Genomic DNA, 14,626 nt, shown 5'->3' on the forward strand with positions numbered 1-14,626 from the left:
TCACGCTTTTATTCCAACGCGTCATGCAGATAATCGGATGATCCCATTGCACTTCAAGGATCATCCGATCATGGCTTCCCCCGTACCTCCCGTGGCCGAAAACCTCGGCACACACCACGCCTTCATCCGGCAGAAAATCCCCGCCTGGCTCGCCGAAACCGCCTTGCCACGCCTCACCGCGCTCACTGCCACAAGCCCCGCCGACGCAGCGCCGCCGCCTGAATTACGCAACGCCTTCAAAACCGCCCTGGGTGAACATTGGTCGACCCAGAACACCCTCGACCAGAAACTCGCCGCGCTCAACGACCTGCGCGCCTTTGCCGAGCCGCGGCTCAAAACGGCCCTGCTCCCCTATGGCGATATCGACGTGACGCAGACCTTGATCCGCCTCTACGCCCCCGCCGATCTGCCGTGGTGGACCCTCGACGTGAAGCACGGCGTAAAGAGCCGCACCGTCTCGCTGCTGGATGCCGCTTTGCACAATTTCTCGGCCTCGGAAACCTTCGAAGACTTCGCGTTTTTATCCAAGGCCGATGCGCGCGGGCAACAACGGCTGCTGACCTTCACCCACAGCGCAACAGGTGAGGCACTCAGCGCCGAGACCTTCAAGGCGCTCTGTCGCTCGCTGGATATCGGCGCGCGTTACCAGAAACACCTCAACACCGCGCTGGGCTTTGACAACGTCACGGTGGCCGAGTCGTTGCGGCACAAAGTGGTCGCCCAGCAAAAAGCCGCGCTCAACGCCGCCGCCCACATGGCCCTGGCGCAACAACACATCGCCCGGGATGCCTATGACCTGATCCAGGCCATGCTCAGTGACGCGCCGCTGCTGCAACTGGACGGCCGCAGCGTGGAGTTGCATACCCTGGACCTGCTCGGCTGCAGGCTCACCGGCGTGCTGGTGATCGCCGCACCCAACCCCAAAGGCCTCACGCGACTGCTGGTTTACATGCCCAACGACCCCGAGCAGCCGTTGAAGGAATACGCCTCGCCCACGGCGTTTCACCAGGACTGCACGCAACGCTTGCTCGGCACTCCGGCCAACGCCGAGGCGTTCCCCGGCGCCTACGCGCGGTTCATCAGCCAGTTCATTGCCCACGACCAGCGCGGGCGGTTTTTCTACACCCTCAAGCAGCGCCTGTTCGAATGGCGCAGAACGCCAAGGCCTCCCGTCGAAGGCCCGACCTGGCAGGCGCAACCGGTGGCCCGCCCCAACCTGCAATGGCGGTTGCAGGCGGTGCGCGAGGATGTGCAAAACCGATCCAGCTCACCGGCCCGCGATGACCTGTGGCAGTACCTGTACCGGGTCAAGCTGAACAAGGTCGTCGATGACGCGCGCGAACTGGCCATCTCCACCGCCTACGCCGACCGCATGGCGCGCTGGGCGTGGTGGGACAACCTGGAAAAAATCGTCACCGACCTCACCAACGCCGCCCTGCTGGTGCTGACGCCCTTCGTGCCGCTGCTGGGGGAATTGATGCTGGCCTACACCGCTTATCAGTTGGCCGATGACGTCTTCGAAGGCATTGTCGACTGGGCGCAAGGCCAGCGCATCGAGGCCCAGGAACACTTGCTGGCGGCGACGCAAAACATTGTGCAGGGGCTGATTTTTCACCGGGGCGGCAAGATCGCAGAGATCGCGAAGCTCAAGCTGTCGCCCTTTGTCGAAGGCCTCAAGCCGGTGCAACTGCACACCGGTGAAAGCCGCCTGTGGAACCCCGACCTGAGCCCCTACCGCCTCAAGGCGCCGCCCGACACAACCGGCCCACAGGTCGTGAAAGTCGACGAACACCACTACCACGTCGGCCAGGACCCGATCACCGAAACCCATCATCTGCTGCATCCGCAGCGCCCCGAGGCCTACCGCCCGGCGATCAGACTCAACGGCGACGGCGCCTGTGTGCTGGAAGGCGAGCAGCCACGGCACTGGAGCGACGCGCAACTGATGCGCCGCCTGGGGCCGCAGACGCAAGGGTTGAGCGACGCGCAGCTTGAGCAAGTGCGCCTGATCAGTGGCGTTGACCACGATGCCTTGCGTCACCTGTACGCCAACAACCAACCGACCCCGCCGCTGTTGGCCGACACCTTGAAGCGCTTCAACAGCGCCAGGCAGGTCGACGGCGACATCCAGAAGGTGCGCGGCGGCCAGGCCCTGGACCCGAGCGCCTACTGGTTCGAGCAGATGGTCACCGAGCTTAAGGGCTGGCCTAAAAGCAAGGCGCTGCATGTGTACCCGCGCGCCGACCTCAGCGGTATGGCTCATGAGTTCGGCAACCCGAACGCTAGCGGGCGCAATGTGTTGAAACTGAGCACCGCCGAGGTGTTGTCGGGCCGTTTACCGGAGAAAGTCCTGGCGTTTCTCGACCCCTCGCAGGCCAATAAACTGCTCGGTGAAACCCTGCCCGCCGAGCAGCAGGTACAGGCCCTGCGCGAGCGGCTGGCCGATTACGTCAAGCAGCAAAGCGAGTCGCTGATCCGCCATCACTATCACCCGCAGGAAGCCTCAGCGGACCCGCAGATCCAGTTGCTACGCAGCCAATACCCCGACCTGCCGCTGAGTATCGCCCGGCAATTGGTCAGGCATACCCGAGGCAGCGATTTGACGGTAATGAGTGAAGAAAAACGCCTGCCGCTGGTGGTGAAAAACCAGGTGCAGGAAGCCAATTTCGAAGTGACCAGTACCCGATTGTTCGAACAGTTGCACCAGGACCGGTCGCTGTCACCCGAGGCCGAGCGCCTGATCCTCAATACCCTGCGCATCCATAGCGATGCCTTGGGGCGCCTGCAAATCGAAGTGCGCGACGGCGATTTTTTCGGCGACCTCAGGGCCCAGGTCGGCGCCCACGATGCGCCCGACGTGCGGGTGCTGGTACGCGACGACCAAGGACGCTACACAACCTTCGACGCCGACGGTAAACGCCTGCACCGCGCAACAGACTTCTACAGCGCAATGGACCACACCTTGACCAGGGCCAAACCGGCCACCGGCAGCGACAACCTCAGAGACTGGGTGCTGGAACACATCGCGCCTCCGGCAGAGCGTCGTCACGTACTCGCCGAACCGCCGATTCGCATGCGCGCGGCGCGCGAACCCCTGGTGTTGCTGCGCGGCGGTGGCAGCAGCTCCTTGCGCGGCACCTCGCCCGGCAGCGTCGAGCAGCGTATCCGCACCTTGCTGCCCGGCATGTCCGAACAGGGCGTGAAGCCATTTGCCCTGGCCTCGCAAAGCCCCGAGGGGCTCAAGGTGCTGGAGGGCCTGGAAGCCGAGAACAAAGCCCTTACTCACGCGCTGGATGACTACGTGCGCGCCGCCACCCAGTTCCGCCCCGGCAGCCGCCGCGAAGCTATCGCCCGACGTACCCGCGCCTTGTTCGCCGATCGCCTGATGGAAGCCTGGCACGAAGGTTACATCCGCAAGCACGATGAATTCAGCCCCGTGCGCGGTGGCGCGTCGCTGGACCTGTCGACGGCGCAACGGCCAGACTCACTGCCCACCTTGCCCAACCCGCTGCGGCGGGTCACGCACCTGAACCTGCAAGACTGTGACTTCACCTCCGACCGCGCCGACTTCCTGCTGCACTTCCCCAACCTGCGCGTGCTGGACCTGAGCGACAACCTGCTGCACAGCCTGCCCACGGCCATCGGGAACATGCGTTCACTGCGCGAGCTGGACCTGAGCGGCAACCAGATCGCCCTGGACGCCGACGCCGTGGGGCGGTTGCGCCCGCTCTCGCGCCTGCGCCGGCTCAACCTGGCCAGCAACCCCTTGGGCGCCACGCCGGATATCAGCCTGATGCCGGACTTGAACCTGCTTGAGCTGGGCTTTACCGGCATCAGCGAGTGGCCGGTTGGCCTGTTTGCCCAGTCGCGCAACGGCGGGTTCACCCTGCACCTGCAAGGCAACCCCATCACCAGCGTGCCCGAGGTCACGCCGGGCTCGGCAGAGGCGGCGGTGGTCGCCCTCACCCGCCTGGACCGACCACGCCTGCGCCCAGACTTCCAGGACCTGTTCGACAGCTACCGTGAATCGTTCGGGCTAGACCCCCAGCGCACCTATGAACCACAGGGCGACCACCAATTCTGGCTGGAAAGCCTGGGTGAAAACGCGCGCAAGCTCTACCGCACGGTGTGGGACGACCTGGAACATGAAAAAGGCTCCCAAGGCTTTTTCGAAGTGATCAAGGCGCTGGAACCGCCGGATTTTTTTGAAGACCCCACCGACGAAGCCCGCTACCAGCGCAACCTTGGCCTGTTGCGCTCACGGGTCAGGACCATGCTGTTGGCGATGGCAAGCGACACTGAACTGCGCGAAAAGCTGTTCATGATGTCCAGCTTCCCCGGTCTGTGCCCGGACGCAGGGCAGCAGATTTTCAGCAACATGGGGGTTGAGGTGCTGGTCAGCAACGCCAACGGCTTCAGCCGTACCAGCGCCGAACGCGAAGAACGCCTGGTCCACCTGGCCAGGGGCGCGGCGCGGCTCAAGTTCGTCAACCACGTGGCCCGCGCCGATATCGCACATCGCCTCAAGCCGGTGGAGCAAGGCGGCCTGGGCCTGTTGCTGACCTCGCAACGGGTCGACAGCGAGCCGGGCACGGTGGATGAAGTCGAGGTGCACCTGGCCTACCAGACCCGCCTGGCCAGACGGCTGGATTTGCCCTGGATCAACGAGCACATGCTGTACCGCCGCACCTCCGAAGTCAGCGACGCAGACATCGAGCGGGCCTACAACGCCGTACAGGCATTGAGCGAAGGTGACGGGCTGGTGGACCAAATGCTGCTTGAGCCGTATTGGGAGCAGTTTTTGCGCGAACAGTACCCCACCGAATACGCGCAGCATGAGCAGCACATCGACGAGCAGTTCGAGCGCCTGGACCACTTGCACAGCGAGCAGCAGGCCTATGCGCTGGCACCTGACGACACCCGGCGCGACACCCTGAAAAATCTCGCCGAACAGTTGAACCTGAGCCAGGCACAGGTGCTGACCGGCGAGCCGATGCCCGACGCGTTATACAGCCAGGTGCTCAACAGCCTGGGGGATCTGCGCAAGCAGTGGTTGCGTGAGCAGACGCATTTGCTGCTGAACCGGGCCGAGGCAACGCCAGGCCTGCCTCAAACCTCCGAGTCCCAGACCACCGTGACCACCCCCGAATAAGTGGTGCCGGGCTGCTTGAGCATCTCGGTCACGTGCTCCTTCTGGACCTCAAAGTGCAGGGTACCGGGCCGGTTGTTCACGTAGTGCAAGGCCTGGAATAGCTCGGTGCCCACGCCGTCGAGGCGCAGCGGCAGCTTGTTCACGGTTTGCCCGTACTGGTCGTTCAGACCAAACGGCAGGCTCACGGCGACCTGCAACGGCACCTCGTCGCCTGCGCCATTGCGCAGGCCGCAGGTGTTGCCGATGACCAGGCTGCATTCGAGGTTCATCTTGAAGCGCGAGCTGGCGGCGATGCGGAAGGTTTGATCGCGAAACAACCTTGCGGGCTGTCGCCCGCGATTGAGCCAGGCTTGCCAACCGCCTTCGGGCAGCAATTCGACACGGTTGCCGCCGGGCGGTAACTCGACCTTGAGGATGTGCTCCACCGTCAGGGTGAAGTTCAAGGTGAGCGCAGAATCGCTCGGCAGCATCATGTCGCCCAAATCGAAGTCCTGATTGGGGCCGATGCCGTAGTTCAATACACCGGTGTAGGTCCCGGCTGACATCGCCAATGGATTCGGGGTGCGTAACTCATAGCCGATCTCCAAATACTCATAGGCCATCTTCGGGATCTCGTATTGAGCCAGCTTGACGCAGTTAGCCTCCTCGGGCGTCCTCCAGACAAAGCTGAAATAGTGAGACCCATAGGCTGCCAAGCCTATCCCCTTGCAGGGGCTCGGCGGGTACAACCAGTTCCCGCCCCATAACATCCCATGCGCTTGCAGCGCAGAAACTCCGCCCCCTACAAGCTCGGCGGCGCTGCGATCAAGCACATACCTGGAGCCGATCGCATTAATACGTACTTCTACAGTCGCTTCCTCACCACTTGAATTAATCACGCTCAGTTGGCGCCATTGCGCGGGAACCCTCCACAGTGCGCTTTGCCGCGGGTCGCTCGGCTTTGCCGGCAGCGCGCCGCTGGACGCGGCAGTGATCGGCAATCGAATACTGAAGACGTTGATGCAATAGCCCGGGTAAGTCGCACAGAAACCCGTTACTGGCGTGGTATTGGTAAATCGGTCCTGATTCGGATTTGAGGGGTCTGGCCTGAACATGGCAGTTATTTCCTGCACAAATGCTGAAACCGGGTTTGCCCATATCAAGCTACCCAGCAATCCCGCAGACAGAAACAGGCCTCTGATAGTCCGTGTGCACTGATGATTCATGAATTAACCCGCCGCCTCAAATTTGATGGAAGTTTCCGCCAGGGTGTCCGGCGTGCAGCGCAGGTCACCGATCATCAACACGTCGTTTTCATTCGGCGCGTTGCTCGGGTCGAGGCGGAACTGGCAGAGCAACTGGTTTTGGTAACGCACTTGCAGGGTCGGCGAGCTGGCGCTCATTTCCATCGAGAAGAACCCGTCCACTTCGCTGACCCCACGGCTGGCGTGGTTGATCACGTGATGGCCCTTGAGCGGCGCGCCACGTTCGTCGAGCAAGCGCCCGAGCACGGTGACGGTCTTCATCACCGAGATCTTGCGGTAGTCCACGCCCCCCTTGTTCAGGTGATAGCTGGAGCGCGTCGGCTGGATGTTGGCCGCCGGCGGGTAGTTGCCTTCGAAGTCGAAACTGACGCTGCTGCTCTTGTAGGCCGACACCGGCACGTAGTTGCGCCCCGGCCGCAGCAGGGTGCTGCCGCCGCCCAGGTCGTCGGCGCGCAGGGCGATGTCGTCGAGGTCGGTTTCAAGGTCGATGATCATGCCCGCGCCGTTGCCCTGGTACTGGCTGCTGAGCAGCATCTGGCCGGCACCGGCGACGAAGGTGCTGTTGAGGTTCAAGCCACCGGTGAGTTCGCCGTTGTAGGAACTGCGCTGCAGGAAGCCGTCGCCGCTGACCGCACTGGTATTGAAGCTGGCCGTGCCCGACAGGCCGACGCCGTAGGTGTCGGTGATCGCAGTGGCCGAGACGCTTTGCAGCACGTGGTCGGTGAGGTCCTGGCGGTACGTGACCGAGGCGTTGTTGTCGCGCCCGCCGTCACGGGCGGTGCGGCTGCCGAGGCTGCCGGAAATCTGCCGGCCGTCGCTGCCCAGGTTCACGCTGAGCGACACATCGACCCCGCGATTACGCTTGTCGCTGGTACCGGTAGTGCCGGGCCGGTCGAACACCGAGAAACGCCAGTTGGCATCGCTGCCCAGGAACGTGTCGTGACGGCTCCAGCCCAGGTCGATGCCGGCGCCTTCGATATTGCCCTCGCTGTGGGACAGGCGCATGTTCGCGCTGTTTTTGGCGTCGAAACGGTGGTTGACCGACAACGCGGTATTGCTCGTCTCGCCGACAAAGGTGTTGCGCCGCAGACGGGTGCCGTCGGGCAGGGTTTCGTAGGTGTCGCGGGTGTCGAGCCAACTGCGGTTGTGGCTGAACACCAGGTTGGTCGCGCCAAAGGTATAGAGCCCTTGCAGGTCCATGCCCGTGCCGTGTTCCTGGGTTTGATACAGGTTGGCGTAGAGGCTGGTGTTGTTGGCCACGGTCCAGTCGACCGAACCGCCGTATTGCAGTTGTTCGCGCACCTGGCGGGCCGACAGGCCGAGGATCACGCGCGGGTGCAGCAGGTAGTTGATCGACGCACCGGCGGTCATCGCGCCCGAGGCTTGTTCATCCCAGTTGCTGAGCAGCTTGGTCTCGCGCCCGGCGAACAGGTTGTAGCGCCAGCGGTCTTCGGCATTGCGCCAGTTGCTGGGCTTGTACACCAACTCCTGGGTGGTGCTGGTGGTGAGGCCGTCTTCGATCAGGCGCACTTCCACCTCGTAGATACCGCCGGGCAACGGCCGGGTATCCAGGGTTTGCAGGCCGGCGGCGACCGCCTGGGTGTTGATCAGCAAGCCGTTGCGGTAGATCTCCACCGCCGCCTGACGGTTGGCGGTGACGTAGATCGGGTACACGCTGGGCTTGGCGTTGTTGATGGCCAGGCTGTCGGAACTGCCGTACATCACGCCCAGCGCCGTGTCGGGGCTGGCGCCGAAGCTGCGCAGTTGGCGGGTGAGGCCATCGGAATTGGGGGTGAAGTGGCCCAGGCGGAAGAACTGCCCTTCCATTTCACGCTGGGTGTAAAGCTCGTGGATCGCGTGGCGCATGGGTTCGTCATCACCGCTCTGACGCGCCAGTTGCAGGTTGAACACCTGGCTCCAATTACCCACGCTGGAACTGGCCTGCAGGCCGTAACGCCCGCCCAGGCTTTCTTCTTGGCCACCGTTGAGGTTGAGCTGGTTGTTGATGATCAACCCCAGGCTGCCACCTTCGGGCTGCTCGTAGAAACGCGGGATGTCGGCACTGCGTTCGACGTCTTGCGTGAGGATCGACAGCTGTGAGCTTTCGAGGTTGTAGAACGCCGAGATCATTTTTTCCGGGCAGGACTGGTTGCAGGCGCCCAGCGCGACACCTTTTTCCAACACCGCTTGCCAGGTGTCGCGAGTCGCGGCCGGGACCTTGCTGTCGCCGGTGTCGGTGAATTCGAGCAGGGTGACGCGGTCGTCGCGCGACAGCACGATCAACGCTTCGCCGAGCAGTTGCTCGTCGAGGTCCACGCGCACAGCCAGCGGCACCTCGAAAAAGTGGTCGGTAAACCCTGCGGGCAGGCCTTGGGCCTGGGTAATCAGGCTGCCGGGGGTCGAGGCAGGCGCAGCCAGGGCACTCGTACAAATCAACAGCGCAAGCGCAGCCGCGATGGAGGTCATCGGGAACATGGACGGATACTCTGAATGCCTAGAGACTAAGAAAACCAGGCCGGCGCACAGGGGAGAGGGGCACGCCGGCCTGCAAACAGCGCTCGCGGTCAGCGAGCGCTCATGTGCATCAAAGTGCTGGCAGTACCGCGTCGAACACCACCGGCATCACTGCGGTGTAGGCGCCGCGCTGAGTGGCCGTAGGCTTGGCGGCGACGATGCGCATTTCAGCACCCACGCCTGGGGTAGAGTCCGCCTCGTTGACCACTTCCTGCGGGGTGCCGGTCAGGGTCACGCCGTTGAGGGTGGTGGTGAGCGGAATGTTCTGGCTGGTATTGCCGTTGAACAGCATCGCCGGGCCACCTTCGATGTAGGCATGCACCGAACCGTTGGTGTTGCGGATGTCGTAGATGGCGGTCAGGGGCGCCAGCTCACCGCTCACCACGTTGTAGTTCATGGTTTCGTCGCGGCCCCAGTTCGGGTCACGTGGCTGTGCATGGAACACGGTGGTAGGGATGTTCGCCTTGAGGTTGACGGTATGGCTGGCTTCGCCGGCAGCGACTGCTACCTGGGAACTCAGCGCAATAACAGCCAGTGGAACAGTGATCGCTAACTTCTTGAACATGGGTCAATACCTATAGGTTTTCAGCATTAATTGGATCGTTGCTAGTTGAATTCAAAGCCAGGGCTTTAGCTGACTCACAACGAACTACGTTGCGCAAAGTTGAACTAGTGCAACGCCGGGCAATGATCCATGAATGTCAAAAACAGGTATGCAGGCCGCTTCCCACGCGGGCGTAGCTTAAGGAAACTGCGTTCGCGGGAAAAACATGGCCTTTTGCCAAAACTTATAATTCAACTGTAAGAATCGGACTACACACTAACAAGTTGCTGTTTGAGTGGGTATGAAACTGTCAGAACGGTACCACAAAAGTGCCTATTCACGTTAAACGAAAGTGCAAAATTGGAGCTTTAACTCTAATAACTAGTTATAGACTTACATAGAGAGAACCGTCCACGGTTTTTTTGCGGTTTTACGCTCGGCCTGCCTCGCCATACGGCCGTCGACCGTTGGTCGCGGCACTCTGTTCAGCGCTAAAGATATATCTTAAGTTATGTCTAAATCTTTCACAGAGCGACGAACATGCGCGATCACCCTCACCACCGCGACCCCGGCAACGACCCTGACGGCTTCGAAAAACGCCCCGGCCGTGAACGCGGCGGCCGTGGCCCCCGCGTGTTCGCACCGGGCGATTTGAAATTGCTGCTGCCGGCGCTCATCGCCGAACAACCGTGCCACGGCTACGACCTGATCCGCCGGATCGAAGGCCTGTTCGACGGCGCCTACACCCCGAGCCCAGGCGTGATCTACCCGACGCTGACCTTCCTGGAAGAGAGCGAGTTGATCAGCGGCGACGCCGAAGGTGGAAAAAAACGCTACACAATCACCGACGCCGGACGTCTGTTCTTAAGTGAACAGACGGTTGCGCTGGACGGCGTACGCATGCGCATCCAGCTGAGCAAACGCTCGCTGCGCGGGCATGACCGCCCGCCGCAAATCCACGAGGCGGTGCACAACCTGCGCCATGCCTTGCATTCACACCACGGGCGTTGGAGCCCGGAAGAAATCGCACGTGTCGCGGCGCTGCTCAACGGCACCGCTCAAGCCATTGCCGACGGGAAATCCTCATGAATACACACGCCATCCACCGCGTTACCCACGAGATCAAACGCCGCCGCCTGCAGGTGTTGCGCGTGGTCGATATCACCCCGCGCATGCGCCGCATCACCCTGGGCGGGCCTGAACTGGCCGGGTTCGTGAGCCTGGGCAGCGACGACCATATCAAGCTGCTGTTCCCACAGAACGCCGCCGAGCAGGCCGCGCTGCAAAGCCCGACCTTCACCGTCAAGGGCGACGGCCCGCAGCCAGCCATGCGTGACTACACGCCACGGCGTTTTGACCTGGACCTTGGCGAGCTGGATATCGATTTCGTGCTGCATGGCGATGGCCCTGCGTCCACCTGGGCGCAACAGGCCAGCCGGGGCAACACCTGTATATCGGCGGGCCACGGGGCTCGCTGATCGTGCCGGATATCTTCGACAGCTACCTGCTGATCGGCGACGAAACCGCGCTGCCGGCCATCGGTCGTCGCCTGGAGGAACTACCCGCCGGGTGCAAGGTGCTGGCGGTGATTGAGATTGCCGATTTGGCGGAGCGGCAAACGCTGGAAAGCGCCGCCGAGGTCGACATCATTTGGGTGGTGCGGGGCCAGGATGACCTACTGAAGTGCGTGCGCAACCTGACGCTGCCCAGCGGCACGCTGTACAGCTTCGTCGCCACCGAAACCAAGCTGTCGCGCCAGGTACGCCGCGTGCTGCTGGACACCCATCAGGTCGATGAAGATTTTCTGAAGGCCGTGGGTTACTGGCGCGCCGAAGGTAGCGACGACGAGTAAACCCACGTGTGGGAGCGGGCTTGCTCGCTCCCACAGGTTTTATTGCGTTCGCTTGAGCGCCTTATCCAGCCCCACCACTGCCAATGCAATCAACACAAACCCCGCCAAGATCCCTGCGGCATTCACAAACACCTGTGGATAACCGAGGGTGCTCACGTCGATGAACGGGTACTGATACTGCCCGAGCAAATTCCCACGCAGCAGCGCATAGGCGAAGTACACCAGCGGGTAAATCACCCAGGCGCCGATGTGTTTGAGGTGCAAGGTGCCCTTGGGCACACAGCGCCACCAGTAAATAAAAAACAGCACCGGCATGACGTCGTGGAGCAGCTCGTCGGCGACCAGTTGAAAGCCTTCGGGCTGCCACAAATGCCGCAGCAACAGGCTGTACGCCAGGCCCACCACCAGAATGCTCACCGCGATTGCGCTGCTGACCCTGGGGGCGAGAAAAAACCGCTTCGCCGCGCTGTCGCGGTTCACCACGGCGTAGCTCAACACCACCACCGCCAGGGTGTTGGTGAGTACCGTAAAGAAACTGAAAAAGTTGATCAGCCCGCCCAGCAGGCTGGCGCCGGTGGACCAACGCGAATAGAAAATAAGGTATTGCTGAATCGCCAACCCCACCCAACCGGCCAGTGCGGCCGCTGCCGTAAACCGCTTCATTGCCTCAGTCCAACGGGCGTTTGGTGCGCATCAGCTTCACGTACAACCCTTCGACTTTCTCCCGCGCCCACGGGGTTTTACGCAGGAACGTGAGGCTCGACTTGATGCTCGGGTCGCTCTTGAAGCAGCGGATATCAATGCGCTCGGCAAGGCCTTCCCATTCGTAATGTTCCACCAGGGTGGTGAGGACGTGTTGCAGGGTCACGCCGTGGAGGGGGTCGTTGCTTGTCGCGGTCATGCCGGGGCCTATGAAAAAAGGGTTGAGGAAGGCGCACACCTTATCACCCCGCCCGGCCAGTTATAAAAAGTTCCCGCTTGCGGCGAAAAAGAGATGTTATATTGTAACCATTGCTTTCAAATCTTTTCGCCGTATTGCCAAGGAATGTCCGATGTCCCTCTCTTCCCTGTGGCGCTTGACCCCGCTTGCCGCCGCCCTGTTGATCTGCTCCGAAGCCCACGCCCTTGAGCTGCCACCCCAAGTCATCACCGGCAACCCGCTGGGCAGCGAACAGCTGGCGTCGCCGACCACCGTGCTCGAAGGCGATGACCTGACGCTGCAGCAAAAAGGCAGCCTCGGCGAAACCCTGAACAAGCAGCCGGGCGTGTCGTCCTCGTATTTCGGCCCAGGCGCCAGCCGGCCGATCATTCGCGGCCAGGATGGCGACCGCATCCGCATCCTGCGCAACGGCGTGGGCGCGCTGGATGCCTCGTCACTGTCCTACGACCACGCGGTGCCGCTGGACCCGGTCAACGTTGAGCGCGTTGAAATCGTGCGCGGCCCGGCGGCGTTGTTGTATGGCGGCAGTGCCATCGGCGGCGTGGTCAACACCTTCGACAATCGCATCCCCACCCAAGCCATCGAAGGCATCCACGGTGCCGGTGAGTTGCGCTACGGCGGCGCCGACACCACCCGCAGCAGCGCAGGCAAACTGGAAGCCGGCAACGGCACGTTCGCCCTGCACCTGGACGCCAATGCGCGGGAATTCAATGACCTGAAAATCCCAGGCCAGGCGCGCAGCCGCCATGCGCCGGACAGCGAAGACAGCCCTGGCAAAAATGCTCGCCTGGGCAACAGCGACGGGCGCCAGGACGGCGGTGCCGTGGGCGGTTCCTACACCTGGGATGACGGTTACGCCGGGCTGTCCTACAGCAATTACGACAGCAACTACGGCTCCCCCGCCGAGCAGGCCGTGCGCATCCGCATGAAGCAGGATCACTACGCGTTCGCCTCCGAAATCCGCAACCTGCAAGGCCCGTTCAGTTCGGTGAAATTCGACGCCGGCTACACCGACTACGAGCACCGCGAAATCGAAGACGGCGAGACCGGCACGGTGTTCAAGAACAAAGGTTATGAAGCCCGCGTTGAAGCGCGTCACCAGCCGATCGGCCCGTTCGATGGGGTGGTGGGCGCGCAGGTGACCCGCAATGAGTTCTCGGCCCTGGGCGAAGAAGCGTTCGTGCCGCAGACCGACACCAATGCCGGCGCGCTGTTTATCCTCGAAGAAATGCAGGCCACCGAACGCCTCAAACTCAGCCTCGGCGGGCGCCTGGAACACACCCGCGTAGACCCGGACGCCAAAGGCAACGCGCGCTTTGCCGGCGCCGACAAGAGCAATGACTTCACCGCCGGCAGCCTGTCGTCCGGCGCGGTCTACACCCTGACGCCCATCTGGTCCGTGGCCGCCACCCTGGGCTACACCGAACGCGCGCCGACCTTCTACGAGCTGTACGCCAACGGCGCCCACGTCGCCACCGGCACCTTTGAGCTGGGCGACGCCAACCTGAAGAAAGAAAAAGCCGTGTCCAGCGACCTGGCGCTGCGCTTTGACAATGGCACCCACAAGGGCAGCGTCGGCGTGTTCTACAGCCACTTCTCCAATTACATCGGCCTGCTGGGCACCGGTCGTACGCTGAACGATGAAGGTGAAGAAGACGCGAGCGGCATCCCTGAGTACGAATATTCCGGCGTGCGTGCCCGTTTTGCCGGGTTTGAAGCCCAGGATCACTGGAAGCTCGGTGAAAGCGCCTACGGCAAGTTCGCGCTGGAGCTGTCAGGCGATTACACCCGCGCCACCAACCTCGACACCGGTGAAGCCTTGCCACGCATTGCCCCGTTGCGCTTGAACAGCGGGTTGCTGTGGGAGCTGGACCGCTGGCAGGCGCGTATCGACGTCGAACACGCCGCCGGCCAGGGCCGTGTGCCGGATAACGAAAGCGGCACCGACGGCTACACCACCTTGGGCGCGAGCGCCGGTTACCACTTCAATATGGGTGGCAGCCAATGGTTGGCATTTGTGAACGGGGAAAACCTCACCAACCAGACCGTGCGGTATGCCAGCTCGATCCTGCGCGACATCGCCCCGGCGCCGGGGCGCAGCGTGCAGTTCGGGCTTCGCACCACCTTCTAACCCACAGTGCAATTCCCGTGGGAGGGGGGGCTTGCCCTCCTCCCACAAGTGTTTTCGCAGCGACATCGGGTCACTGTTACCAAATCCGAAATGATGCATCTTGCGATTCAGGCTTTCTCTTGGCCCTGACTCCCTTTATCCTTCGCAACAACCTGAAACGTTTCACTTCCTCGGCCGCCCCCATCTTGCTGATTATTCCCGCACGTAAAGACAGCGCTGTCTTGCCCACGACCGCGCCTGGGGATAAAT

General features: G+C 62.3%; 8 protein-coding genes and 1 pseudogene. 4 read left to right on the plus strand and 5 right to left on the minus strand.

What is annotated here, in order from left to right:
• Positions 1-70: 70 nt before the first annotated feature.
• Positions 71-5,152 (plus strand): NEL-type E3 ubiquitin ligase domain-containing protein, encoded by a 5,082-nt coding sequence (locus AB4O23_RS26755; RefSeq protein WP_460061384.1) that lies wholly within the window; start codon positions 71-73, stop codon positions 5,150-5,152.
• Here AB4O23_RS26755 and AB4O23_RS26760 read toward each other — a convergent pair.
• The 3 genes from AB4O23_RS26760 to AB4O23_RS26770 all read right to left on the minus strand — a co-directional run bounded on the left by AB4O23_RS26760 (position 5,110) and on the right by AB4O23_RS26770 (position 9,475).
• Positions 5,110-5,754: a hypothetical protein gene (locus tag AB4O23_RS26760; protein WP_460106299.1), complete on the minus strand. Its 645-nt coding sequence runs from the start codon at positions 5,752-5,754 to the stop codon at positions 5,110-5,112. The two genes, AB4O23_RS26755 and AB4O23_RS26760, sit on opposite strands and share 43 nt — an antisense overlap.
• Before the next feature lie 606 nt (positions 5,755-6,360).
• On the minus strand, positions 6,361-8,871 hold the full coding sequence (locus AB4O23_RS26765; RefSeq protein WP_135196518.1) for a CS1-pili formation C-terminal domain-containing protein: 2,511 nt from the start codon (positions 8,869-8,871) through the stop codon (positions 6,361-6,363).
• 109 nt (positions 8,872-8,980) lie between these two features.
• Positions 8,981-9,475, minus strand: a complete 495-nt coding sequence (locus AB4O23_RS26770) for a CS1 type fimbrial major subunit (protein WP_460061390.1) — start codon at positions 9,473-9,475, stop codon at positions 8,981-8,983.
• A 519-nt stretch (positions 9,476-9,994) separates the two neighbouring features.
• Here AB4O23_RS26770 and AB4O23_RS26775 point away from each other — a divergent pair.
• Complete coding sequence (locus tag AB4O23_RS26775; protein ID WP_065877221.1) at positions 9,995-10,543, plus strand: PadR family transcriptional regulator; 549 nt, start codon at positions 9,995-9,997, stop codon at positions 10,541-10,543.
• A pseudogene (locus AB4O23_RS26780) lies at positions 10,540-11,306 on the plus strand (siderophore-interacting protein). The gene AB4O23_RS26775 and the pseudogene AB4O23_RS26780 overlap by 4 nt, the downstream one beginning before the upstream one ends.
• Before the next feature lie 39 nt (positions 11,307-11,345).
• Here AB4O23_RS26780 and AB4O23_RS26785 read toward each other — a convergent pair.
• Positions 11,346-11,969 (minus strand): Pr6Pr family membrane protein, encoded by a 624-nt coding sequence (locus AB4O23_RS26785; RefSeq protein WP_065877223.1) that lies wholly within the window; start codon positions 11,967-11,969, stop codon positions 11,346-11,348.
• A gap of 4 nt (positions 11,970-11,973) precedes the next feature.
• On the minus strand, positions 11,974-12,207 hold the full coding sequence (locus AB4O23_RS26790; RefSeq protein ID WP_012722427.1) for a VF530 family protein: 234 nt from the start codon (positions 12,205-12,207) through the stop codon (positions 11,974-11,976).
• A gap of 151 nt (positions 12,208-12,358) precedes the next feature.
• On the opposite strand from AB4O23_RS26790, the gene AB4O23_RS26795 reads away from it, so the two are divergent.
• A complete protein-coding gene (locus AB4O23_RS26795) occupies positions 12,359-14,377 on the plus strand; it encodes a TonB-dependent receptor (protein ID WP_065877224.1) in 2,019 nt (672 codons plus the stop codon).
• The last annotated feature ends 249 nt before the right edge of the window (positions 14,378-14,626 follow it).

It is taken from the genome of Pseudomonas sp. H2_A10, from assembly GCF_054680085.1.

Bases quoted from the DNA above. Each gene is read 5' to 3' on its own strand.
- AB4O23_RS26755 (WP_460061384.1), top strand. From the start codon at position 71: ATGGCTTCCCCCGTACCTCCCGTGGCCGAAAACCTCGGCACACACCAC.
- AB4O23_RS26760 (WP_460106299.1), bottom strand. From the start codon at position 5,754: ATGGCCTATGAGTATTTGGAGATCGGCTATGAGTTACGCACCCCGAAT.
- AB4O23_RS26765 (WP_135196518.1), bottom strand. From the start codon at position 8,871: ATGTTCCCGATGACCTCCATCGCGGCTGCGCTTGCGCTGTTGATTTGT.
- AB4O23_RS26770 (WP_460061390.1), bottom strand. From the start codon at position 9,475: ATGTTCAAGAAGTTAGCGATCACTGTTCCACTGGCTGTTATTGCGCTG.
- AB4O23_RS26775 (WP_065877221.1), top strand. From the start codon at position 9,995: ATGCGCGATCACCCTCACCACCGCGACCCCGGCAACGACCCTGACGGC.
- AB4O23_RS26785 (WP_065877223.1), bottom strand. From the start codon at position 11,969: ATGAAGCGGTTTACGGCAGCGGCCGCACTGGCCGGTTGGGTGGGGTTG.
- AB4O23_RS26790 (WP_012722427.1), bottom strand. From the start codon at position 12,207: ATGACCGCGACAAGCAACGACCCCCTCCACGGCGTGACCCTGCAACAC.
- AB4O23_RS26795 (WP_065877224.1), top strand. From the start codon at position 12,359: ATGTCCCTCTCTTCCCTGTGGCGCTTGACCCCGCTTGCCGCCGCCCTG.